Source organism: Caballeronia sp. GAWG1-1 (genome assembly GCF_023631465.1).
In the GTDB taxonomy this organism is placed as follows: domain Bacteria; phylum Pseudomonadota; class Gammaproteobacteria; order Burkholderiales; family Burkholderiaceae; genus Caballeronia.
The window spans coordinates 78,386-101,455 of the sequence record NZ_JALQDB010000006.1 but is presented as its reverse complement, the minus strand read 5'-3'; the positions used below and the strand labels follow the sequence as shown (position 1 = coordinate 101,455).

Here is a 23,070-nt window from a genome sequence, read left to right as displayed (position 1 = left end):
CATATCGCTTTCGTCTTTTACTCAATGCCTAGCATTACTGACGATGCTACGATCTTTATCGAGTTCAGGAATGCTGGCCAGCCAACTCCACCACTCAGGGCAACGGTCAACGTCAGCTTCACGAGACTGCTGCCTGCAACTCTGGCTTTCAGCGAAACATCGAGATAACCCGCATCAACTCCTTGCATGGCGCGTTACGTTTATAACTCTTTCGTTCGTGTCTTTATTTATGCACTGCCGTTCTGGCTGGGAAGCTTCGAGCTGACCGTTCACCAGGCGTTCAAAGAGAAAGATCCAGAGGCGTTTTTGGCGCCCGGGCTTATGCTAAGCGCGATCGCCCTGCTCACCTCACTGTGCCTTGCACGCAAGGAGCCAGCAGTTACGGCAGGAGCCGCCGAAAAGTTTCGATATCGGTGCGACGTTACGCTCGTGGCCATGGCGGCTGCCTTGGCTCTCATCGGCATGCCTTTGTGGCATCAGATACTCGGTGCGTCGCTTTCCGGAATTTATAAAGGTTGGCTGGGACTCACTCTGTTTGGCTGGAGCTCGACCAAATCGATTTCAGTGGTGTATTATTTTTTTGCAGTATCGCTGTCCGAGCTCAAACGCCTGACGACATGATAAATATTCTGACTGCGCTTCAAGGGAATTACGGCACGCTCGTCATTGCAGCGATCGCGTTCGCTGTAGTGCAGACGCTTGCCTACTTTTATCGCGAACACGTCGCCAAGTTGAGTGAAGAACAGGCAGTTGCGGAACCGGTGTCGGCCGAGGAGCTTCGGCGTCAAGTCGAGCAACTGGTTCGACAGCAAGAAGATCGGTTGAATGGACTTCACAAGGAACTTCGAAGGGAATTGCTTGCGGAATTGCAGTTAGATTTATCGAAGGCGGCACGCCGGCAAGCCGGCGGAAAATCGTTAGCGGCTTCGGTTCTCTCTAACGCCAGATCGAGTTCTGCAAGTTCGTCATCAAGCGTTTATGTCGGCGAGTTGCGGCATAAGCGTGGCCGCGCTGCCTGATAAGCACATCGCAATCGTCCGCTCCAGGCAACGCGATTGGCCCGCAACCAGGCTCGTTCCAGAGTTCAGCCGTCCGCCTCAAGCCGCCGCCTGCATCCCCTTCAAATGCACCTTCGGCTTCGCCACCGCGTCGCGATCCCGAAACGCCTCGCCTATCATCAGCAAACTCGGCTGCGATGCATCGAGCCATTCCTGCGCCTCGCCTAGCGCCATGCGCGCCAGCGTCAGCGTAAGCGTGCGCTCGCGCGGCGTGCTGCACGCCTCGACGATCGCCACCGGCGTCGAACCCGGCCGTCCCGCATCGATCAACTGTTGGGCAATGTCCGGCGCGCTGTCTCGGCCCATGTAGAACACGAGCGAATCCGCCTGCGCCTGCTCGCGGATATCGTCGCTGTCGGCGGCGCGACTGTGCGTCGCCAGCGCGACACTGCGCGCCACGCCTCGCAAGGTCAGCGAGCGCTTGAGCGTCGCCGCGCTGGCGAGCGCCGCCGTGATGCCCGGTACCACTTCATAGTCGATACCCGCCGCCTCCAGCGCGCGCATCTCTTCATCCGCGCGGCCGAAAAGCATCGGATCGCCGCCCTTTAGACGCACGACGAGACCGTGTTCCAAAGCGGCATCGACGATCTGCTTGCTGATGAAATGCTGCGCCGTGGAACGCTGCCCGCAACGCTTGCCGACCGCGATCTTGCGTGCGTTCGGCGCGTAGTCGAGCATCGAAGGTTCGACGAGCGCGTCGTGCAGCACCACGTCGGCCTGTTCGAGCAAACGCATGCCGCGCACGGTGATGAGATCCGCCGCGCCCGGCCCTGCTCCGATCAGATAGACCTTACCCATTTGCATGCACTCAGGCTGAGATTGCGCGAATCATACCGGCTGCGACCGTGTGATGCGTCGCCTCGTCGATCAAGACGAACGCGCCCGTGCCCTGATGCGTCTCGTACAAGTCCGCGACGAGCGGCTTCTGCAAGGTCAACGCCACGCGGCCGATATCGTTCATGGCGAGTGTATTGCGATCGACCGAATGCGACAGCGTATGCACATCCAGCACTTCCTTCACCGCGCCGATCCGCGCGAACACGGTGTTTGTCGTCTGCTTCAACAAATACTTGCGCTGCTGCGAAAGCGGCTCTTCGTCGAACCAGCACAGATCCGCTTCGAGCTTCTTCGCGGGTTCGACCGTCTGCGCTTCGCTCTCCGCGCGCGGCACGAAGGTATCGCCACGCGAGACATCGACATCCTCGGCGAGACGAATGGTCACCGTCTGGCCGGCAAACGCGCGATCCACCGGCGCAACGCCGCCCGGCACCGGCGCGATGATCTCGGCGACCGTCGCCTGGCGATTCGCCGGCAGCACGGTGATGGCGTCACCTAGACGCACTTCGCCCGCTTCGACGCGGCCCATGTAGCCGCGAAAATCGTCGGCTTGAGAGCCGTCCTGACGCGCGACCCATTGCACCGGGAAACGCAGCGCCTGATCGACGGGCTGCGCGACCGGCAGCGATTCGAGCAAGTCGAGCAGCGGCTCGCCCGCATACCACGGCATGCGTTCGCTCGCGGACACAATGTTGTCGCCCTTCAACGCCGACACCGGCACGAAGCGCACATCCGCGATTCCAAGCTGACGCGCGAGCACGACGTACGCGTCGCGAATTTCGTTGAAGCGCGCTTCGCTGTACTCGACCAGATCCATCTTGTTGATCGCGACAATCACGTGCTGCAAGTCGAGCAACTTGACAATCGCGCTATGGCGCTTGGTCTGCGGCAGGAGTTGAGCGTCGCCGTTGTCGAACGTGACGCGCGTCGCGTCGACGAGAATGATCGCCGCATGCGCCGTCGATGCGCCCGTCACCATGTTGCGCGTGTACTGCTCGTGACCCGGCGTATCCGCGATGATGAACTTGCGCTTCGCGGTCGCGAAATAACGATACGCGACGTCGATGGTAATGCCCTGCTCGCGCTCGGCTTCGAGGCCGTCGGTCAGCAACGACAAGTCGATCTCATCGCCCACGGTGCGCTTGTTCTTGGCGCGCGAGATGGCGGACAACTGGTCCGACAACACGGCCTTGCTGTCGTACAGCAGGCGGCCGATCAGCGTGCTCTTGCCGTCGTCGACACTGCCCGCCGTGATGAAGCGCAACACGCCCAGGTCTTCAGCTTGATAGATGCTCATTTCGTTCGTTCCTTGGGGGCGTGGCTTCAGAAATAACCTTGCTTCTTGCGCTGTTCCATCGCGGCTTCGGAAGCCTGATCGTCCATGCGCGTGGCGCCGCGTTCGGTGATTTCCGTCACGGCCGTTTCGGCGATGATCTTTTCGACGTCGTCGGCATCGCTCGAAACCGGGCACGTGCAGCTGATGTCGCCGACCGTCCGGAAGCGCACTTGCGCCATCTCGGCGGTTTCGCCGTCGCGCACCGGAGTGAGCGGCGTCACGGGCACGAGCAGGCCGTTGCGGCGCACGATCTCGCGCTCATGCGCGTAATAGATGGACGGCAGATCGAGTTTCTCGCGCGCAATGTATTGCCACACGTCGAGTTCGGTCCAATTGGAGATGGGGAACACGCGCAAGTGTTCGCCCGGATGCAGACGCGCGTTATAGATGCTCCACAGTTCCGGACGCTGCGCCTTCGGGTCCCACTGGCCGAATTCGTCGCGGAACGAAAAAATACGTTCCTTCGCACGCGCCTTCTCTTCGTCGCGGCGCGCGCCGCCGATCAGCGCCGTATAGCCGTATTGCTCGATGGTTTCGAGCAGTGTCACCGCTTGCGCGGCGTTGCGCGAATCGCTTTCGCGACGCAGACGCACGGTGCCCTTCTTGATCGAATCCTCGACGTGGCCGACGACCAGTTCCGCGCCGATTTCAGCCGCGCGCCGGTCGCGAAACTCGATCACTTCGCCGAAGTTATGGCCGGTGTCGATATGGACGAGCGGAAACGGCAGCACGGTCTTGCGGCCCGCGCCGAGACCGAATGCCTTAAGCGCCAGATGCAGCACGACGACCGAGTCCTTGCCGCCCGAGAACAGAAGCGCGGGCTTGCTGCACTCCGCGACGAGTTCGCGCAGGATGTGGATCGACTCGGCTTCGAGCCAGTCGAGATGGTCCATCCGGGTCGCCTGATTGGTAATCGGGGCGGTGACGGTAGAGTCGAGCGTGGTGCTCATATGCGTCGATCCTTTTATTGGCTGCGTCATGCGTTTGTGGCGCTTTGACGCCGCGTTCAGTGACAGTGTTCGTACCGGGCGCTTCTCTTTGAGCACCTCGATGATTCAGATAGCCGAACTCGGGGCTTCTTCGACGATCTTGATGTTCGTGATGTGCAGGCCGCATTCTTTCGTATCGCGCGATTCCCACCACCAGCGGCCGGCGCGGCTATCTTCGCCGGGGCGCACGGCGCGCGTGCATGGCTCGCAGCCTATGCTCGGATAACCGCGCGCATGCAGCGGATTCACCGGCACGTCGAAGGCCTTCAAGTAGTCCCAGACATCGCTTTCGGTCCAGTCCGCGAGCGGGTTGAACTTGGCGATGCCGCGCGGCGCGTCGTGCTCTTCCTCGTGGAGTTCGGTGCGCGTCACCGACTGCTCGCGGCGCTGCCCCGTTACCCACGCCGACACATCCGAAAGCGCGCGATTGAGCGGCTCCACCTTGCGGATATGGCAGCAGCTTTTGCGTAAATCAATGCTCTCGTAGAACGCGTTGAGGCCGTGATCGCGGACGTAGGCATCGACGGCATCTTGGCGCGGATGAAACTGCTCGATGCCGTAGCCATAACGCGCCTTGACCGTGTCCAGCATGCCGAGCGTTTCCGCGTGCAGACGGCCCGTGTTCAGCGAGAAGATGCCGATATTCACCTCGCGCGACAGAATGGCGTGCGTGAGCACCATGTCTTCGGCGGCGAGGCTGCTGGCTAGCTTGACGCGCTCATGGCGCGCTGCGATCGAATCGAGCAGCGCGTCGAGGCGTGCAACCTTGGCTTGCAATTCGGGAGTCATGCCTCAGGCTCCAAGCGTCGCGAGAACCGCGCTGCGACGGCGAAACAGCGGTTCGAGATCGTCGGTCGCGCCTTGATAGCGCTCCGTGAACTCGTTGAACGCGTTGAGCGCGTCGTTGATGTCCTTGTCTTCGCGCACAGCGAATGCGTCGAAGCCGCAGCGCGCGTGGAACAGCAACTGATCGCGCAGCACGTCGCCGATTGCGCGCAACTCACCCGTCCACTGATAACGCTCGCGCAGCAAGCGGCCGATGGAGAAGCCGCGGCCATCGCGGAACACTGGAAAATCGACGGCGATCACGGCGATGTCGCCGAAATCGGCGACGAGATCGGCGGGTTCGTCGTCGGGCGCGAGCCACACGCCGAGTTCGTCCTTCGAATGCGCCGCGACGAGCGCCGCACGATGCTCCTTCCACAACGCGAACGGCACGAGCAACTTGCCGGCGGGCAGCGCATCGAGTGCGGGCAGCGCGCCGTCTTCGGCGGCACGGACCACGGTGAAATCGTCATTGACGACGGAGCGGTTCTTGATAATCAAAGCCATCTGCAAAGTCCTCGGTCTCGTCGACGTTTAAGCGTGCGCCTGGCGCGATGCGTACACGCGCTCCTTGAACGGCGTCATGCCGATGCGGTTATACGTCTCGATGAAACGCTCGCCTTCCATGCGGTTGTCGACGAAGGTGTCGATCACGCTCGACACGACATCCGGCATTTCATGCGCCGAGAAAGACGGGCCGATGACCTTGCCGAGATGCGCGCCGGTCGCGCCCGAGCTTTGCTCGCCGCCTAGCGTCACCTGATACCACTCCGAGCCGTCCTTATCGACGCCCAGCACGCCGATGTTGCCGACGTGGTGGTGACCGCACGCGTTGATGCAGCCCGAGATGTTGAGCGACAGGTCGCCCAAGTCGTACACGTAGTCGGCGTTGCTGAAGCGCTCTTGAATGGCTTGCGCGATGGGAATGGACTTCGCATTCGCGAGCGAGCAGAAATCGCCGCCCGGGCACGCGATGATATCGGTCAGCAAACCGACGTTCGAGGTCGCGAAACCCACCGCCTTGGCGCGTTCCCACACGGCGTACAGATCGTGCTTCCTGACGTTGGCGAGAATGAGATTTTGCTCGTGCGATACGCGAATCTCACCGAAGGAGAATTCATCGGCGATAGCGGCGACATCGTCCATCTGCTGGTCGGTGGCGTCGCCCGGCGCAATGCCGGTAGGCTTGAGCGACAGCGTGACGGACGCGTAGCCCGACACCTTATGCGGACGCACATTGCGCTCGACCCAGCGCGCGAACGGCTTGCTGTCGATCAGATGCTTTTCATACGAGGCGTCGGTATCCGGCAGCTTTTCGTAGGCAGGCGGCGCAAAGTACTGCGACACGCGTGCGACTTCTTCCGCCGTGATGGTCGAAGGGCCGTCCTTCAGATGCTGCCACTCTTCCTCGACCTGCTTCGCGAACTTCTCCGGCGACAGCGCCTTCACGAGAATCTTGATACGCGCCTTATACATATTGTCGCGGCGGCCGTAGCGGTTGTACACGCGCAGCACGGCTTCGCAATACGTAATGAGATGCTGCCAGGGCAAGTCTTCCTTGATGACCGCGCCGACGATCGGCGTGCGGCCGAGCCCGCCGCCCGCGAGAATGCTCGCGACGACTTCGCCCGCTTCGTTCTTCTTCAGATAGACGCCCAGATCGTGCACCTGCGTGGCCGCGCGATCTTCTTCCGAGCCGCACACCGCGATCTTGAACTTGCGCGGCAGCCATGCGAACTCGGGGTGGAACGTCGACCATTGACGCAGAATCTCGGCCCACGGACGCGGATCGACGAGTTCGTCCGGCGCCACGCCCGCAAACTGATCCGCCGTGATGTTGCGGATGCAGTTACCCGACGTCTGAATGGCGTGCATTTGCACCGATGCCAGCTTGCGCAGAATCTCGGGCGTCTCTTCCAACTCGACCCAGTTGAACTGGATGTTGGTACGCGTGGAAAAGTGGCCGTACCCACGATCGTGCTCGCGCGCGATGGTGGCGAGCATGCGCATCTGGTCGCTGCGCAGATTGCCGTACGGAATCGCGATGCGGTGCATGTAGGCGTGACGCTGCATGTACAGGCCGTTCTGCAGACGCAGCGGACGGAATTCCTCTTCGCTCAACTCGCCCGACAAGCGACGGCGAACCTGGTCGGCGTATTGCGCGACACGTTCGTCGACGATGCGCTGGTCGATCTGATCGTATTGGTACATTCGGGGCCCCAAGTTTTAGTTCGAACGCCTGCGTCCTAGGTTACGCGGCGCGTTGAGAATTCAGCCATTCCATATTGATTCGTCATCGCAAGCGCCGTTCCGACGCTTAATTCATTAGCTAATGACAAAAACAGATATGGATATTGGAAAAATTGGACTGATAGTAATAAACCTGCTATATATTGCAAACGACTTAAAACTTACTTTGATATGCCCTCAGGTAATAACGAAAGGGCAAAAAACGAAGGCACTACATGAATCTGCACCAGTTCCGCTTCGTCCGCGAGGCCGTGCGGCAGAACTTCAACCTGACCGAGGCCGCAAAGGCTTTATTTACCTCGCAGCCGGGTGTGTCGAAAGCGATCATCGAGCTCGAGGATGAACTCGGCGTCGAGATTTTCACACGCCACGGAAAGCGTGTCAGATCGCTGACCGAGCCGGGGCGCATCATTCTCGCATCGGTCGAAAAGATTCTGCAGGAAGTGGAAAGCCTGAAACGCGTCGGCAAGGACTACGCGGCGCAAGATCAGGGCAATCTCGTCATTGCCGCCACGCACACTCAGGCGCGCTACTCGCTGCCCTCGGCTATCGCGGAATTCAAGAAGCGCTTTCCCAAGGTGCATCTTTCGATTCTGCAAGGCAGCCCGACGCAAGTCGCGGAAATGGTCATCCACGATCAGGCGGATGTGGCTATCGCGACGGAAGCCATCGCCAACTATAAAGAACTGATTTCGCTGCCCTGCTTCCAGTGGCAGCATCTGGCCGTCATGCCAGCCGATCATCCGCTGCTGGAACGCAAGCTTCTCACGCTCGACGATCTGGTGCAGTACCCGCTCATCACTTATGAAGCGGCGTTTGCCGGCCGCAGCAAGATCAATCAGGCGTTTGCGTTGCGCAATCTCACGCCGGATATCGTGCTCGAAGCCATCGACGCCGATGTCATCAAGACTTATGTCGAACTCGGGCTCGGCGTGGGAATCATGGCGGACATCGCGTTCAATCCGGAGCGCGACAAGCATTTGCGCGCGATGCCGGTTGGCCACTTGTTCGGCACGAACGTGACGCGGCTTGCGCTCAAACAGGGCGCGTATTTGCGCAGCTATGTGTATACGCTCGTCGAACTGCTGTCGCCGTCGATGAATCGCAAGCTGATCGAGCAGGCGCTTTCGGGCGACCACGAAAGCTACGAACTCTGATCGCCACTAGTCTTGAGTAATAGAGACGCAGAAGAACCCATCACCCTCCTGGAGAGCTTTTCGATGAAGTTGTCGATGTTCACGCGCCGGCTCATGGCCGGCGTTGCCTTGTCCGCGCTGGCCGCTGCCGCGCACGCGCAACTGAAAGTAGGCGTGGACCTGTCGAGCACGGGCCCCGCCGCGACCATCGGCATCACCAGCAAGAACGCGATGTTGATGTGGCCGAAAACCATCGCCGGGCAGAACGCGGAGTACATCATCCTCGATGACGGTTCGGACCCGGGCGCGGCCGTGCGCAACATCCGCAAGCTCATCACCGAGGATCGTGTCGATGTGATCGTGGGCCCGAACATCACGCCGGCCGCGCTCGCGGCGCTCGATCCCGTGGCGGAATACCAGACACCGATGATCACGCTGATCGGTTCGGCTTCGGTGGTCGAGCCGCAGGAAGGCAAGAAGGTCTGGGCCTTCAAGATGGCGCAGACCGACCGCGCCATGGCCGACGTGATGACGCGCTACATGGCGAATCATGGCGTGAAGACGGTCGGTTTCATCGGCTTCGCGGATAGCTACGGCGACAGCTGGTTCAACGAGTTCGGCAAGTTCGCGGAGTTGCGTCACATCAAGATTGTCGCGAGCGAGCGCTTCAACCGGACCGACGCGAGCGTGACGGGGCAAATTCTCAAGCTGATGTCCGCGAAGCCCGATGCGGTGCTGATCGCGGGCGCGGGCACACCGACCGTTTTGCCGCAGCGCACGCTGGTCGAGCGCGGCTACAAGGGCGCGATCTATCAGACGCACGGCATCGCGACGCCGGAGTTCATCAAGCTGGGCGGCAAGGATGTGGAAGGCACGCTCTTCCCGACGCAGCCCGTGGTCGTCGCGCGCACGCTGCCGGCCGATCATCCTTCGAAGAAAGCGGCGCTGGCGTTCGTGAGCGCTTATGAGGAAAAGTACGGCAAGGGCACCGTGACGCAATTTGCCGGCGATGCGGCGGGCGTGTACCCGCGTTTGCAGGATGCCGTGGCGCGCGCGCTCAAGACCGCGAAACCGGGTACGAAAGAATTCCGCGTGGCTTTGCGGTCGGAACTGGAGCACGCGCATGAGCTCGTGGTGCCGAATGGCGTCGTAAATACGAGCGCGACGGATCACGTCGGGCTGGATCAGCGCGCAAGCGTGATGGGCGTGATCAAGGACGGACAGTTCACTTATTTGAGTCAGTGAAGGCGTGCTTGCGGGCGGCTTGTCGAACCGGCTTGCCCACGGCGGATTTTTGCGCCATAATCGCGGACTCGATTTACTGCTCCTCGCGAGTGGCAATTTCGAAGGCCCAGGTGGTGAAATTGGTAGACGCAGGGGACTCAAAATCCCCCGCCGCAAGGCGTGCCGGTTCGATTCCGGCCCTGGGCACCAGAAATTCATAAAAAAGCCGCTCTTTTTAGAGCGGCTTTTTTGCGTTTGGGGCGACCGATGCGGAGCTTCAGCGCTTCATACCTTCCTCGAGTTCAGCTTTTGCGCGCTCTGCCATCAGCCTCCGGCGCAACCATCGCTCGTAGTAAGGCATGGTGAAATACATACCTCCGCACACTACGACCACGATTCCATATTCCTTAAAAAAACCGATCACGAGGTCCAACATTTTTCCACCTCTTCCTTGTAGCGCGTCAAATGCATGGAAATTACATAGTAGGTCAAAGCTTCCAAGATGGAATTCATGTTAAGTAATGCTTTGACGTCCTCACTGAATGAAGACAGTAGCAAGTATATCCACAGAAGCACCCCGCCTAGCGAGGCGAAAATTCCCAGTTTCGCAATAAAAATTACCTGTCTGAGATGCTTTCTCAACTGCCATTCAGCAGCATTCTCAAGTAGTCCATCAGGCAACGCGGTCACCGCAAGATTCAAACTGATCCCCGACGCGACAAGCGAGATTGGAAAGAACTCGCTCTGATCCGACTGCCTCATCGCGACACGTAACAAGTATTCGATCACGCCCATGAAGATCGGCAGCAGAAGAACCAACTGCCGCGTCGTCGATTCGAGACCACTGGATTTCATCGTCGTGCCCGCTCGTTTGCATTGACCGCCAATTTCGCCGATGCCGCGTGCATCGGGTAGTCGGCCAATCGGCCAGGACAAGATCGCTAATACCTGTTTTATGCGGCGCAACGCACATATTCAGCCTTCAAACTTCGCGTTTTCCCCTACACGATCATTACGCCTATGTGCGCAATCGCGTAGACGCGTTTCACCGGGAGTCGCAAAAATAGGCTCCCGCTCGGCATTCAGGACTCCGGCGCAGGGTGCATCGCGAGGATGCGTGCCTGCGCAGGCGACCGCTTTCGGCTTCCTTAGAAGTTCCGATGTCGTGACCCGCCCGCGCCATGTGTCGGGCCATAACTCCAATAGGGTGCGACATGAACCGACCAGAATATTCGCTGACGCTCGATTCGGTGATTTGCCGCCGCTGTAACGCCGTTTCGCGCGCAGAGGAAGAAACGTGCCCTTCTTGCGGGTCCGATCGGCAGGGCGCGATCTTCACGACGCGATCCGATCCTGTCGCGCCCATTGCATCCGCGGCGCCCGCAGCCGCCGCTGCCGCCGCGCCGATGCCAGGGCAACTCGACATCACCGATCTGCGCGATACGGGCTGGCTGACGCGTCTCGTTCGTCGCAGGATGGTGACGTCCTACCCGAGTCTTGCCGAGCCGGGCGACCTGCCGCCCGAGGCCGAGCGCAAACCGGCGAGGAAGGGACTGGCGGTGCTCATTGGCGGCGTGGTCGCGGGACTCGCCGCGGGCGGATACCTTTACGTGCAATCGGACGGAGGCGTCACGGCGAACCGGCCGGTGATCAGCGCGGCTGGATCGATTGGAAATGGTGCGTCGGCGGCGCGCGGCGCGGGCGACGAGAAGCGTGCCGGACTCGACCAATCGAGAGCGGTCGCGGAACAGGCACGCACGCTCGCATCGGCTGACGACGATGCGAAACGTGTTCGTGCAGATGACGCGCAAAGGCTTGCTAGTCGCGCGAATTCGGCCGATGCGAGTTCGCGTCGGGCACCCGATGCATCCTCTGCGGGCGGTTCCGTGGCGATCGCCGGCGTGACAGCGGGAGCGTCGGCGACACCGTCGGGCAATCGGCCTACGGCGACCGCAATGGCCGATCATCGTGCGACGAACGCCGGGCTTGGGAATTCGACGGTTGCGAAGCCCGCAATGGGAACGGAGCCGGAATCCGCTGCTCTGGCTCTGGCGTCGACGAGTCAGGCTCCGCAGTCCGCGACTACGCCGGTGGTGAAAACCGCATCGATCGCCGATGCGGGTGTGTCGACGGGCGCAGTGGTATCGCAAAGCAAGCCGTCGGCGGGCGGCGGCACTGTTTCCGTGCAAACGCCGGCAGTTTCCGCGCTTGGCGCATCGCAGAACAAGGCTTTGGCGTCGAATGCGGCTGGTGCTGGTGACGCCGGTGCATCGACGGTGAAACCGGCATCGCCCGGCAATGCCACGATGGCGAGCGGCTCATCGAACAAGGCCCCCGCGAACGATGCGATCGGCACACGGGAAGCAGTCGCGGCCGGTACCGATGGCAAGAAGAATGTGAACGCCGCACAACCGGCAGCGCCTTCGCTCGCCGCTCACAGCGCGCCTGGAGCGGTCGCGTCGCCTGCGACGCAGACGGCGGCGAACTCGAAGCCTGAGAATGGCTCGACGTCATCGAAGCCGGCGACGCAGACCGTAGCGGGTGTCGCCACCCCGGCGGATGCTTCGCGGGGCAACGCGGCGGCATCGAACGGCATTGCATCGACGACTGCAAAGCCGGTGATGCAGACCGCAGCCGCTAGCGCCAACACGCCCGATACGTCGCGAAGCAACGCGACGACGACAACATCAGAAACAACCGCAAGCGGGAAGCCGGCGACGCAGACCGCAGCCGGCGCTGTCACCGCAGCGGATACGTCGCGAAGCAACGCGACGACATTGGCAGCTTCAAAGACCGCATCGCCAAGCGCGAAGCCGGCTGTGCAGATCGCAGTCGCCAACGCGCCCGAAGCCTCCCAACACAGCCCGGCAGCCGGAAACGCAGCGCATCCCGCCCCGACCCCTCTCGCATCGACACAAGCCGCCGCGACCGTCATCGCGCAGGACGCTTCCCGCAACCACACGACCACGTCGGCCGCGAGCGCATCCGCCGCTCCATCACCGAAGACAGCATCGATCGCCGCCAAACCCGCCGACACCCATCCGCCGCAAGAATCACCCGCCGTGGCCCGCAACATCGCCGCCGTCCAGCAGGCGCTCGCCAATCGCGACCTGGCTGCCGCCCGCCGCAACCTGCGCGTCCTCGCTTCGAGCCAATCGCGCAACCCGGAAGTTCAACAACTCGCAGCCGATGTCGCCCGCCAGGAACGCGCCCGCGACAGCGCCGTGGCAAGCGCCCGCTCGTGCCCGTTGAACAAGGACCCGTCCTGCGCGGTCCGCAATGCCCGGCGCGCCGTGGCGCTCGATCCGCGCAACGCGCAAACGCAAGCAGTCCTGCGCCACGCGACGGCCGCGCAATACGAAGCGAACATCGCCTACTTCAGTCAAGGCGCGGCCATCCCGGCGCCCGCGGTGCCCGCGATGACCTTCGATGGCCGCTGGAGCGTGGGATCGCACCACGCGCCCGTGACGAGCCTCGCGGAAGACCGTTCCAATGCGACGCTCTTCGGCTGGGGCGTGCCGACGGTGGCGAAGGGTCGCGGCGACGCGCATTGAGCAACGGCGGGGGCAATCGCTCGCAAGCCCCCGCCGCTTGCTAGAATCGCCGCTTCAACCCCGCCTATCCGATGGACCTCGAAACCCTCCTCTTCTCCCAAGGCTTCGGGTCGCGCCGCCAATGCCGCGGACTCGTCGCCGAAGGCCGCGTAAGTATCGGTGGCGATGTTTGCGCCGATCCCCACGCGAGCATTTCCCTCACGCCATCGCCCGAATTCGAAGTGGACGGGCACGCCTGGACGTATCGCGAGAAAGCCTACATCGCGCTGAACAAGCCGCCCGGCTACGAATGTTCGCGCGATCCGCAACATCACCTAAGCATCTTTCACCTGTTGCCGCCGCAGTTGATCGAGCGCGGCGTGCAGCCCGTCGGCAGGCTCGATCAGGACACCACCGGCCTGCTTCTGCTCTCCGATGACGGCGCCTTCGTGCATGCCTTCACGTCGCCCAAGCGCAAGGTGCCGAAGCTGTATTTGGCGACGACGCGTCACCCCATCGACGATGCACAACTCGCGCGCCTCGTCGAAGGTGTCCTGTTGCACGGCGAGACGAAGCCGAGCGCCGCGCTCGCGGCCACGCGACGCGACGAACATCTGCTCGAACTCACCGTGCAGGAAGGCAAATACCATCAGGTGAAGCGCATGGTCGCGGCGGCCGGCAACCGGGTGGAGAAACTGCATCGCGAGCGCGTGGGCGGTTATGCTTTGCCTGAGTCCCTGGCCGAAGGCGCGTGGCGCTGGCTCGACGAGACCGATCTCGCCGCGCTGCGGGACTCACGCACGTCATAGCATCGGCTGCGCGCCGATCACTTTCAGGGTCGACGACATCATGCAACTCGCGGCGAGACGGCGCTTCATCACTCTGGCACTGGCGGCGTGCGCTGCGGGCTTCGGTCCGTCGCGCGCGTGGGCAACGGCAGTCACGGCCGCGTCCGATGACGAAGAACTCGCCGACGGCCTGCCCTACGGCCCGACTTCGCGGCAACGGCTCGACGTCTACGCGCCCGAAGAGGCCTCGCAACATGCGCGTCCGGTGATCGTGTATTTCTATGGCGGAAGCTGGCAAGCCGGCCAGCGCGCCGATTCGCGCGGCGTGGCCGACGCGCTCGCGCAACGCGGCTTCGTCGCGGTGACGCCGGATTACCGCGTATATCCGGAAACCGTCTTCCCTGGCTTCCTTGCCGATGCCGCCGCCTCGGTGCGCTGGGCGCGCGATCACGCGCATGAGTTCGGCGGCGACCCGGAGCGCATCTTCGTGATGGGACATTCGGCGGGCGCGCATATCGCGGCGATGCTCGCCACCGACGGCCGCTATCTGCAAGCGCAAGGCATGGCGAAGGAATCGTTGCGCGGCATGATCGGGCTCGCCGGGCCGTATGTCGCCATTCCGTCCGAGCCGCACATGGGCGACATCTTTCCGGCAGCGGAGCGCGCCGAAACGCTGCCGATCGACTTCATTTCCGGCAACGAGCCGCCGATGCTTCTCGCCACCGGCACCGCCGATAACGTCGTCGATCCGCGCAACAGCGAGCGCTTCGCCGCGGCGTTGCGCGCACACGACGATAGCGTCGAGCTCAAGCGCTATCCGGGCTACGACCACGGGCGCATCGTCGATGCCTTCACCGCGTCGGCACACGCAAATTCCCCGGTTCTGGCCGATGTCGCCGCGTTTATCGGCGCGCATTGATCCTGCAAATCGGTGTAAGCCCTGAACGCGAGGCGTTGCACCGCAGCATGCTTTCCGGCGGCCGTATTCATATACTCAAAGCACGGACACCAGAATGACTATCAAAAAAGCAGGAGGGCATCATGTTCGCCCACACCACCGTTGCGCTGATCGCGTTCGCCGCACTGAGCGTTGTTCTTATCGGGGCATTGGCCGTCGCCATGCACATGCGGCACAAGTATTCGCCGAATCTGATCGGCGCGTTGATCGGCGCGCTGATGTGCTTCATCCTGCTCGAAACCTTGCCCGCGCTCATTTAGCGGGCCGCGCGCTCGCTTGCCGTCGCGCGCAGGAAGTCGGAAACGGTCGGATAACGCAGCGCGTAACCGAGCTCGCGCTTCAGGCGCGCGTTGGCGAGTCGTCGCGATTCGCGCATGAACGAAAGCGTAACCGGTTCGAGCTGCGTCGCGGCTTCCTCGCGCGAGATGCGCGGCACGCGCGGCAGTCCGTAGGCATCGGCGACGAGATCGAAATAGTCGGCCATGCGCAGGTCCGTATCGTCGGATGCGTTGATGACTCTTTGCGGCCGCATGCGTTCGAGCGCGCGCACGAGGATGGCCGCGAGATCGTCGGCGTGAATGTGATTCGTGTAGACGTCCTCGCTCGCCAGAAGCGCCGGCATGCGCTTCTCGATGCGCGCCACGGGCAAACGATTCGCCGCATAAATTCCCGGAATCCGCACGATCGACACGTGCCAGCCGCTCGTCGCGCCTGCACGCCGCAGTTGCCGTTCCGCCGATATGCGGCGCCGGGCGCGTTCGTTCTCCGGACGCGCGGGCCGCGTTTCATCGATGTGCGCGCCGGCGCAATCGCCGTAGACGCCCGTCGTGCTCGCGTACACGAAGCGCGTGCCCGTCGCGAAAGGGGCGTCGGGTACAATGAACGACCTTCGGGCAATGCGCGAACCCGGTTGCATAGGGCCACGCGCGACGGAGCGGCGCGGTGCGCGCAACGCGGCGATGAGCGCACGCGTGCGGGTATCGGCGGCGCCATCGCGTTGCGGCGGCGCGAGATGCAAGACCGTCTTCGCAATACCGGCCAGGCGCCGCAGCGACCGGCGCGCGTCGAGGTCGCCGCCAATGGGCAGCGCGCCCGCGGCACGCAACTCGCCCGCGCGTTCAGGATGATGCGTAAGCGCGATCACGCGCGGCGCGGCGGCGCGGTTTTGCAGAAGCGGCAACGCGCGCATGCCGACATCGCCGCATCCGACGACAAGCACGCGCGAGCGGCGCAAAGTTCGAGTGGCGATCATGCCGAGCATTGTATCCGCGGCAGTCATTGTCGACGGCTTCATGACTCGCGGCATCGCACGGAACACTCCTTCACGAGACAGCAAGAATTCGATCTATGGCTTTCAATGTAACGCTCCGGCAAAGCGGCCGGCAGTTTCAGGTGGAACCCGATGAACCGGTCCTGACGGCCGCTTTGCGCCAGGGTATTGGTCTGCCTTACGGGTGCAAGAACGGCGCGTGCGGCTCCTGCAAGGGGTCCGTGGTCCAGGGCGAAATCGAGCAGGCGCCGCATTCTTCGTCCGCGCTCTCGAACGACGAAAAAACGCGCGGCATGGCGCTCTTCTGCTGCGCGACCGCGCAGACCGATCTCACCATCGACGTGCGCGAAGTCGCGGGTGTCGGCGACGTGCAGGTGAAGAAGCTGCCCTGCCGCGTGAACGCGCTCGAACGCAAGGCCGACGACGTCATCGAACTGAAGCTGCAACTGCCCGCCAACGAACGTCTGCAATATCTCGCGGGGCAGTACATCGAATTCATTCTGAAGGACGGCAAACGTCGCAGCTATTCGATGGCGAGTCCGCCGCATCACGAAGGCCCGCTCGAACTGCACGTGCGTCACATGCCCGGCGGCACGTTCACGGACCACGTCTTCGGCGCGATGAAGGAACGCGACATCCTGCGCTTCGAAGGTCCGCTCGGCACGTTCTTTCTGCGCGACGAATCCGACAAGCCCATCGTGCTGCTCGCGTCGGGCACGGGATTCGCGCCGATCAAGGCGATCATCGAGCATGCGGTGTTCAAGAACCTCAATCGCCCGATGACGCTCTACTGGGGCGGCCGTCGCAAGAAAGACCTCTACATGATGGCGCTTGCCGAGCAATGGGCGCGCGAAGTGCCGAACTTCAAGTTCGTGCCGGTGCTCTCCGAACCCGACGCCGACGACGCATGGACCGGCCGCACGGGCTTCGTTCATCGTGCTGTCATCGAAGATCTGCCAGACTTGAGCGCTCATCAGGTGTACGCGTGCGGCGCGCCGGTGATGGTGGAATCGGCGCAGCGCGACTTCACGTTGCATCATCGCTTGCCGGAAGACGAGTTCTATGCGGATTCGTTCACGAGCGCGGCGGATCTCGCGCATCCGGTCTGAATCGCCAAAGGTGCCAGCCTGCGAACCTGCACGCGGATAAAAATTCGCGCGCACGGTTTACAGGCGGGAACTTGATAACGTATCCTTCGCGAATGAACTCGATCCTGATTCACCTTCGCGCACTTCGACGTCGCCGCTCGCCGCTTCCCTAGGGATGCCGCTGGCTCGTCACGCATTTGCGCGCAAAGGTTCGGTTTGTTCAACGCGCAAGAAATGAAGCCACGGATATCCGTGGCTTTTGTTTTTTTCGGCTCGCCGTTCTTCTCGCTTCCTTTCCTTCGTCACTGCTTTCGTGGAGCCTGCTGTCATGAATTTCAATGAGTACCCCGTCGATTCGCTGATGTACATCACGAACCGCCCCGAGATCGTGTTCACGCACGGCAAAGGCTCCTGGATTTACGACAACACCGGCAAGCGATATCTCGACTTCATTCAGGGCTGGGCTGTCAATTCGCTCGGCCATTGCAACGAAGGCATGATCGAAGCACTGGAAAAGCAGGCGCGCACGCTCATCAACCCGTCGCCCGCGTTCTACAACGCGCCTATGGCGCAGCTCGCGGGTCTGCTCACCGCCAACAGTTGCTTCGACAAGGTGTTCTTCGCCAACAGCGGCGCGGAAGCCAACGAAGGCGCGATCAAGCTCGCGCGCAAGTGGGGACGCAAGTTCAAAAACGGCGCGTATGAAATCATCACGTTCGACCACAGTTTCCATGGCCGCACGCTCGCGACCATGTCGGCAAGCGGCAAGCCGGGCTGGGACACCATCTACGCACCGCAAGTGCCGGGCTTTCCGAAGGCCGATCTGAACGACATCGCATCGGTGGAAAAGCTCATCACGGAAAAGACCGTCGCCGTGATGCTCGAACCGATTCAGGGCGAAGGCGGCGTGATTCCGGCCACGCGCGAATTCATGCAGCAATTGCGCGATCTGACGAAGCAACACAACCTGCTCTTGATCGTCGATGAAGTGCAAAGCGGATGCGGCCGCGCGGGAACGCTCTTCGCCTACGAACTGTCGGGCATCGAGCCGGACATCATGACGCTCGGCAAGGGTATTGGCGGTGGCGTGCCGCTGGCAGCGCTCCTTTCGACGGCGGCAATCGAATGTTTCGAACCGGGCGATCAGGGCGGCACCTACAACGGCAATCCGTTGATGACGGCAGTGGGTTACTCGGTGATCTCGCAACTCGTCGCGCCCGGCTTTCTCGAAGGCGTGCGCGAGCGTGGCGAATATCTGAAGTCCGAGTTGCTGAAGCTGTCCGCCGAGCGCGGCTTCAAGGGCGAGCGCGGCGAAGGTTTGTTGCGCGCGCTTCTGCTCGATAGCGACAAGGGTCCGCAGATCGTCGAAAAGGCGCGTCTGTTGCAACCCGACGGTCTGCTGCTCAACGCCGCGCGTCCGAATTTGTTGCGCTTCATGCCCGCGCTGAACGTGACGAAGGACGAGATCGACCAAATGCTGAAAATGCTGCGCACCGTGCTGGATGCGCTGTGATCATCCGCACGTTCGATGCAAGCGATCGCGAAGCCGTGATCGCCCTGTGGCGCGATGTCTTCCCCGAATACGCGGATGCATCGCGGCCGCAGCGCGATCCGGCATTGTCGATCGCCAACAAGATGAACACGCAGCCGGAGTTGTTCTTCGTCGGAACGGTCGAGGACCGCGTGGTCGGCACGGTGATGTCCGGCTATGACGGTCATCGCGGCTGGGTTTATTCGCTGGCCGTGGCGCCCGCGTTACGCCGGCGCGGCTATGGCGCAACGCTCATGCGCCATGCCGAAGAAGCGCTCGCGGCACGCGGATGCCCGAAAGTGAATCTGCAGATACTCGCGGTCAAAACCGAACTGCGCGGCTTCTATGAAAAGCTCGGGTATCGGATGGATGAAGTCGTGAGCCTCGGCAAGCGGCTTTAAACGTCTCTATAACGCGACTATAAAAAAGCCCTTCCGTGGAAGGGCTTTCGAACGACTCAAGCACTATTCACTCGCCGAGATACGCGGCACGCACCTTCGGATCGTCGAGCATGATCTTGGCGTCGCCGGACATAGTGACCACACCCGAGTCCATCACGTACCCGCGATTCGCCGCCTGCAACGCCAAACGCGCGTTTTGTTCGACGAGCAACACCGTCAGCCCTTCCGACGAAATCTCCCGCACCACCTCGAAAATCTTCTCGACCATGATGGGTGAAAGACCCATCGACGGCTCATCGAGCAGAAGCAGTTTCGGACGCGACAACAACGCGCGCGCCATGGCGAGCATCTGCTGTTCGCCGCCCGACAGCGTGCCCGCATATTGCGATGCGCGCTCCTTCAGACGCGGGAAGAAGCCGAACATGCGGTCGGTGTCCTTCTGAATCTGGTCGGCGTCGTTGCGCAGATAGGCGCCCATCTGCATGTTTTCCAGGATCGACATGCGCGCGAAGATGCCGCGGCCTTCCGGCACCATGGCAAGACCGCGCTTGAGCAACTCGTGCGTCGGCACGCCACGGATCGACTGACCCATGTATTCGATGTCGCCGCCCGAATACGGCTTGAGACCGGTGATGGCCTTCATCGTCGTGGTCTTGCCGGCGCCGTTCGCGCCGATCAGCGTGACGAGTTCGCCCTGTCCGACTTCCAGATCGACACCCTTCACCGCCTGGATGCCGCCGTAGTTCACCTGCAAACCCTTGACCTTCAACATTGCGCTTGGCGTCGCCATTAATGCACCCCCGCACCCAGATATGCCTCGATCACCTTCGGGTCCTTCTGCACGTCCTGCGGCAGACCCTCGGCGATCACCTTGCCGTAATCGAGCACCGTCATGCGGTTGCACAATCCCATCACGAGTTTCACGTCGTGTTCGATCAACAGAATCGTCTTGCCGTCGCTACGGATCTTGTCGAGCAGACGCGTAAGCTCCACTTTCTCCGTCGCGTTCATGCCGGCGGCCGGTTCGTCGAGCGCAAGCAGCTTCGGATCGGTCGCCAGTGCGCGCGCGATTTCCAGACGCCGCTGGTGGCCGTACGACAGATTGCGCGACGTGTAATCGGCGTATTGCAGCACGCCCACGTATTCGAGCAGCTCGAGCGCGCGCTCCTTGATCTCGCGCTCTTCGCGCCGCTCGGACGGCGTCTGAAACACCGCGCCGATGAGACCGTGCTTCGTGCGCACATGGCGTCCGACCATCACGTTTTCGAGCGCGGTCATGCCGCCGAAGAGCCGGATGTTCTGGAACGTGCGCGCAATGCCCGCCTTCGCCACCTGATACACCGCCGTCGGCGTATAGGCTTCGCCATCGAGCTTGAACACGCCCGAATCCGGCGTGTAAAGGCCCGTGATCACGTTGAAGAACGTGGTCTTGCCCGCGCCGTTCGGACCGATCAGACCGTAGATTTCGCCCGCCTTGATTTCGAGGCCGACATCCGACAAAGCCTGCAGCCCGCCGAAGCGCTTGTTGACGCCCTTCACGGACAGTCGCGTTTGCTTTTCGCTCATCTTTGAGTTCCCCGTTTAGGCGCGCACTGGCTTCTTGCTGCCGCGCTTCGCGATCTTCGCGATCTTGTCTTCGTGTTTCGGGGCCGGCCACAGGCCTTCCGAGCGATACAGCATGATCAGCACCATCGCGAGACCGTAGAGCAACTGGCGGATGACTTCGGTATCGACGATCTGATGACCGAAGATCGCGTTCTGCAGCGGACCCATGGTCGAGCGCAGGAATTCGGGGAACACGGCAAGCAGCACCGCGCCGAGAATCACGCCCGGGATATGGCCCATGCCGCCGAGCACCACGCACGCCAGCACGACGATCGATTCCCAGAACGTGAACGATTCCGGCGACACGAAGCCCTGGAACGCGCCGAACATCGAGCCCGACAGACCGCCGAAGGACGCGCCCATCGCGAAGGCCAGCAGCTTTACGTTACGCGTGTTGATGCCCATTGCCTTGGCGGCGATTTCGTCTTCGCGGATAGCGGCCCACGCGCGGCCGATACGCGAGTGCTGCAAGCGCGTGCACACCCAGATCACCAGCAACGCGCCGAGCACGAAGAGGTAGTAATACATGTACACGGACGGAAACTTCATGCCGAAGAACGTGTGCGTCTGCGAGAGGTTGAAGCCCGCGACGGTCACGGGATCGATACCGGTGATGCCCTTCGGACCGTTCGTGATGTTGATCGGACGATCGAGGTTGTTCATGAAGATCCGGATGATCTCCCCGAAGCCCAAGGTCACGATGGCGAGGTAGTCGCCGCGCAGACGAAGCGTCGGCGCACCGAGCAGCACACCGAAGGTCGCGGCCAGCGCCATCGCGCACGGCGCGATGATGAGGAACGGCACGTGCAGACCGCCCGGCGCGAGATGCGCGATCCACTCGAACTGCGAGGTCAGTTGCGGCGACGACAGCAGCGCTGCGACGTAAGCGCCGACCGCGTAGAACGCGATGTAGCCCAGATCGAGCAGGCCGGCGAAACCGACCACTACGTTCAGGCCCAGCGCGAGCATCACGTAGAGCATCGCGAAGTCGAGCACGCGCACCCAGTAGTTGCCGCCTGCCGCGCCGATGATCATCGGCGCCGCGATCACGAGCACCGTGGTGATGACGCCGACCACCAGCTTGCGGGTCGCGTTTTTCTCGGGAATGAGCGTCGTGGACGGCTCAATCGGTTGAATCGAAGTCATATTTTTTAGCTCCTCACGCGAGGGTTAAGCGCGATCCGCGACACGTTCGCCGAGCAGACCCGACGGACGGAACACGAGCACGATGATCAGCACGATGAAGGCGAACACGTCTTGATAGTTACTGCCGAAGACGCCGCCTGTCAGGTTGCCGATATAACCGGCGCCCAACTGTTCGATGAGACCCAGCAACACGCCCCCGACCATCGCGCCGCCCAGGTTGCCGATGCCGCCCAGCACCGCCGCCGTGAACGCCTTGAGACCGGGGATGAAGCCCATGTAGAAGTGCGCATTGCCGTATTCGGAGGCGATCATCACGCCGGCGAGTGCGGCAAGCGCCGAGCCGATCATGAAGGTCGCGGAAATCACGAAGTTCGGGTTCACGCCCATCAGCGATGCAACGCCTGGGTTCTCGGCGATTGCGCGCATGGCGCGGCCGAGCTTGGTCTTGTGCACGAGAAGGAGCAAGCCGCCCATCACGAGGAACGCGACCACGATGATGACGATTTCGGTCATCGAGATCACCGCGCCCGGACGGGTTTCGTCGGCGGCGATGACGTTGATCGGATCGGTCGGCAGCAACTGCGGAAACGCGAGGGGATTGCGGCCCCAGATCATCATCGCGAGCGTCTGCAAGAGAATGGACACGCCGATCGCGGTGATCAGCGGCGCAAGACGCGGCGCTTTACGAAGCGGACGGTACGCGACCTTTTCGATCGTGTAGCCCACCACCGCGCAGACCACGGCGGCAATGACAAGCGCGATGGTCAGCATGATCGGCCCGGGAATGCCCGGCGCGTGATTCTGCATCACGCCGATGGCCGACAGCGCGACCATGGCACCCACCATCAGCACGTCGCCGTGCGCGAAGTTGATGATGCCGAGAATCCCGTACACCATCGTATAGCCCAGTGCGATGATGGCGTAAATGCTGCCAAGCACCAGACCGTTGAGGACCTGCTGGATGAAAATATCCATATAACGCTCCTTAGCCCCGTGCGACCGGATTACGTCTTTATCACCGGCCGATAAACCGATGTGAAGCGAAATCTGGAGCAGCACTGCGCGTACTGATTAAAAAAACCGGTAAGGTTAATC

At 62.0% G+C, this 23,070-nt stretch carries 24 protein-coding genes and 1 tRNA gene; 12 read left to right on the top strand and 13 right to left on the bottom strand.

Features of this window, described 5'->3' with window-relative positions:
* The first annotated feature begins 186 nt into the window (after window positions 1-186).
* Window positions 187-621, top strand: coding sequence for a hypothetical protein (locus NCT03_RS03110; protein WP_244827251.1), 435 nt, complete (start codon window positions 187-189; stop codon window positions 619-621).
* Window positions 618-1,019 carry a hypothetical protein gene (locus NCT03_RS03105; protein WP_244827250.1) on the top strand — a complete coding sequence of 134 codons (402 nt, stop codon included), beginning with the start codon at window positions 618-620 and terminating at the stop codon, window positions 1,017-1,019. The genes NCT03_RS03110 and NCT03_RS03105 overlap by 4 nt, the downstream gene beginning before the upstream one ends.
* A gap of 78 nt (window positions 1,020-1,097) precedes the next feature.
* Here NCT03_RS03105 and cobA read toward each other — a convergent pair whose 3' ends face one another.
* From cobA to NCT03_RS03075, 6 genes are all read right to left on the bottom strand, one after another.
* Window positions 1,098-1,856, bottom strand: a complete 759-nt coding sequence (gene cobA, locus NCT03_RS03100; RefSeq protein WP_250491980.1) for a uroporphyrinogen-III C-methyltransferase — start codon at window positions 1,854-1,856, stop codon at window positions 1,098-1,100.
* A 10-nt stretch (window positions 1,857-1,866) separates the two neighbouring features.
* On the bottom strand, window positions 1,867-3,192 hold the full coding sequence (locus NCT03_RS03095; protein ID WP_244827249.1) for a sulfate adenylyltransferase subunit 1: 1,326 nt from the start codon (window positions 3,190-3,192) through the stop codon (window positions 1,867-1,869).
* A gap of 26 nt (window positions 3,193-3,218) precedes the next feature.
* Window positions 3,219-4,181, bottom strand: coding sequence for a sulfate adenylyltransferase subunit CysD (gene cysD, locus NCT03_RS03090; protein ID WP_250491908.1), 963 nt, complete (start codon window positions 4,179-4,181; stop codon window positions 3,219-3,221).
* A gap of 105 nt (window positions 4,182-4,286) precedes the next feature.
* A complete protein-coding gene (locus NCT03_RS03085; RefSeq protein ID WP_250491907.1) occupies window positions 4,287-5,009 on the bottom strand; it encodes a phosphoadenylyl-sulfate reductase in 723 nt (240 codons plus the stop codon).
* A gap of 3 nt (window positions 5,010-5,012) precedes the next feature.
* Window positions 5,013-5,552, bottom strand: coding sequence for a DUF934 domain-containing protein (locus NCT03_RS03080; protein WP_250491906.1), 540 nt, complete (start codon window positions 5,550-5,552; stop codon window positions 5,013-5,015).
* A gap of 27 nt (window positions 5,553-5,579) precedes the next feature.
* A complete protein-coding gene (locus tag NCT03_RS03075) occupies window positions 5,580-7,256 on the bottom strand; it encodes a nitrite/sulfite reductase (RefSeq protein ID WP_250463503.1) in 1,677 nt (558 codons plus the stop codon).
* 254 nt (window positions 7,257-7,510) lie between these two features.
* On the opposite strand from NCT03_RS03075, the gene NCT03_RS03070 reads away from it, so the two are divergent.
* From NCT03_RS03070 to NCT03_RS03060, 3 genes are all read left to right on the top strand, one after another.
* The gene (locus NCT03_RS03070; protein ID WP_250463500.1) at window positions 7,511-8,452 is read left to right on the top strand and encodes a CysB family HTH-type transcriptional regulator; all 942 of its coding nucleotides are present in this window, start codon (window positions 7,511-7,513) and stop codon (window positions 8,450-8,452) included.
* Between the two features lie 63 nt (window positions 8,453-8,515).
* A complete protein-coding gene (locus NCT03_RS03065; protein ID WP_250491905.1) occupies window positions 8,516-9,676 on the top strand; it encodes an ABC transporter substrate-binding protein in 1,161 nt (386 codons plus the stop codon).
* 104 nt (window positions 9,677-9,780) lie between these two features.
* Window positions 9,781-9,865, top strand: a tRNA-Leu gene (locus tag NCT03_RS03060).
* A gap of 67 nt (window positions 9,866-9,932) precedes the next feature.
* On the opposite strand, the gene NCT03_RS03055 is transcribed toward NCT03_RS03060, so the two are convergent.
* A complete protein-coding gene (locus tag NCT03_RS03055; RefSeq protein ID WP_250491904.1) occupies window positions 9,933-10,091 on the bottom strand; it encodes a nitrile hydratase subunit beta in 159 nt (52 codons plus the stop codon).
* The gene (locus NCT03_RS03050) at window positions 10,076-10,591 is read right to left on the bottom strand and encodes a hypothetical protein (RefSeq protein WP_250491903.1); all 516 of its coding nucleotides are present in this window, start codon (window positions 10,589-10,591) and stop codon (window positions 10,076-10,078) included. Before NCT03_RS03050 ends, NCT03_RS03055 begins: the two co-directional genes overlap by 16 nt.
* Before the next feature lie 278 nt (window positions 10,592-10,869).
* Between NCT03_RS03050 and NCT03_RS03045 the strand changes: the two genes are divergently transcribed.
* The 4 genes from NCT03_RS03045 (at window position 10,870) to NCT03_RS03030 (ending at window position 15,194) form a co-directional block, all read left to right on the top strand.
* A complete protein-coding gene (locus tag NCT03_RS03045) occupies window positions 10,870-13,209 on the top strand; it encodes a hypothetical protein (protein ID WP_250491902.1) in 2,340 nt (779 codons plus the stop codon).
* Window positions 13,210-13,280: 71 nt separating this feature from the next.
* Window positions 13,281-13,997 carry a pseudouridine synthase gene (locus tag NCT03_RS03040; protein WP_250491901.1) on the top strand — a complete coding sequence of 239 codons (717 nt, stop codon included), beginning with the start codon at window positions 13,281-13,283 and terminating at the stop codon, window positions 13,995-13,997.
* Between the two features lie 40 nt (window positions 13,998-14,037).
* Window positions 14,038-14,895: an alpha/beta hydrolase gene (locus NCT03_RS03035; protein ID WP_250491900.1), complete on the top strand. Its 858-nt coding sequence runs from the start codon at window positions 14,038-14,040 to the stop codon at window positions 14,893-14,895.
* 122 nt (window positions 14,896-15,017) lie between these two features.
* The gene (locus NCT03_RS03030) at window positions 15,018-15,194 is read left to right on the top strand and encodes a hypothetical protein (protein WP_244827238.1); all 177 of its coding nucleotides are present in this window, start codon (window positions 15,018-15,020) and stop codon (window positions 15,192-15,194) included.
* On the opposite strand, the gene NCT03_RS03025 is transcribed toward NCT03_RS03030, so the two are convergent.
* Window positions 15,191-16,186, bottom strand: coding sequence for an NAD-dependent epimerase/dehydratase family protein (locus tag NCT03_RS03025; RefSeq protein WP_250491979.1), 996 nt, complete (start codon window positions 16,184-16,186; stop codon window positions 15,191-15,193). The genes NCT03_RS03030 and NCT03_RS03025 overlap by 4 nt on opposite strands.
* 95 nt (window positions 16,187-16,281) lie before the next feature.
* Here NCT03_RS03025 and NCT03_RS03020 point away from each other — a divergent pair, with 95 nt between their 5' ends.
* From NCT03_RS03020 to NCT03_RS03010, 3 genes are all read left to right on the top strand, one after another.
* Complete coding sequence (locus tag NCT03_RS03020; protein WP_244827237.1) at window positions 16,282-17,313, top strand: CDP-6-deoxy-delta-3,4-glucoseen reductase; 1,032 nt, start codon at window positions 16,282-16,284, stop codon at window positions 17,311-17,313.
* Window positions 17,314-17,620: 307 nt separating this feature from the next.
* The gene (locus NCT03_RS03015; protein ID WP_250491899.1) at window positions 17,621-18,805 is read left to right on the top strand and encodes an acetylornithine transaminase; all 1,185 of its coding nucleotides are present in this window, start codon (window positions 17,621-17,623) and stop codon (window positions 18,803-18,805) included.
* A complete protein-coding gene (locus NCT03_RS03010; RefSeq protein ID WP_250463480.1) occupies window positions 18,802-19,224 on the top strand; it encodes a GNAT family acetyltransferase in 423 nt (140 codons plus the stop codon). The genes NCT03_RS03015 and NCT03_RS03010 overlap by 4 nt, the downstream gene beginning before the upstream one ends.
* Before the next feature lie 67 nt (window positions 19,225-19,291).
* Here NCT03_RS03010 and NCT03_RS03005 read toward each other — a convergent pair whose 3' ends face one another.
* The 4 genes from NCT03_RS03005 to NCT03_RS02990 are packed head-to-tail and all read right to left on the bottom strand — an operon-like array spanning window position 19,292 to window position 22,950.
* Window positions 19,292-20,014, bottom strand: a complete 723-nt coding sequence (locus tag NCT03_RS03005) for an ABC transporter ATP-binding protein (protein ID WP_244827234.1) — start codon at window positions 20,012-20,014, stop codon at window positions 19,292-19,294.
* On the bottom strand, window positions 20,014-20,790 hold the full coding sequence (locus NCT03_RS03000; RefSeq protein WP_244827233.1) for an ABC transporter ATP-binding protein: 777 nt from the start codon (window positions 20,788-20,790) through the stop codon (window positions 20,014-20,016). Before NCT03_RS03000 ends, NCT03_RS03005 begins: the two co-directional genes overlap by 1 nt.
* A 15-nt stretch (window positions 20,791-20,805) precedes the next feature.
* Window positions 20,806-21,975, bottom strand: coding sequence for an ABC transporter permease subunit (locus NCT03_RS02995; RefSeq protein WP_244827232.1), 1,170 nt, complete (start codon window positions 21,973-21,975; stop codon window positions 20,806-20,808).
* Window positions 21,976-21,999: 24 nt separating this feature from the next.
* Window positions 22,000-22,950, bottom strand: a complete 951-nt coding sequence (locus NCT03_RS02990; RefSeq protein ID WP_244827231.1) for a branched-chain amino acid ABC transporter permease — start codon at window positions 22,948-22,950, stop codon at window positions 22,000-22,002.
* Window positions 22,951-23,070: the final 120 nt, after the last annotated feature.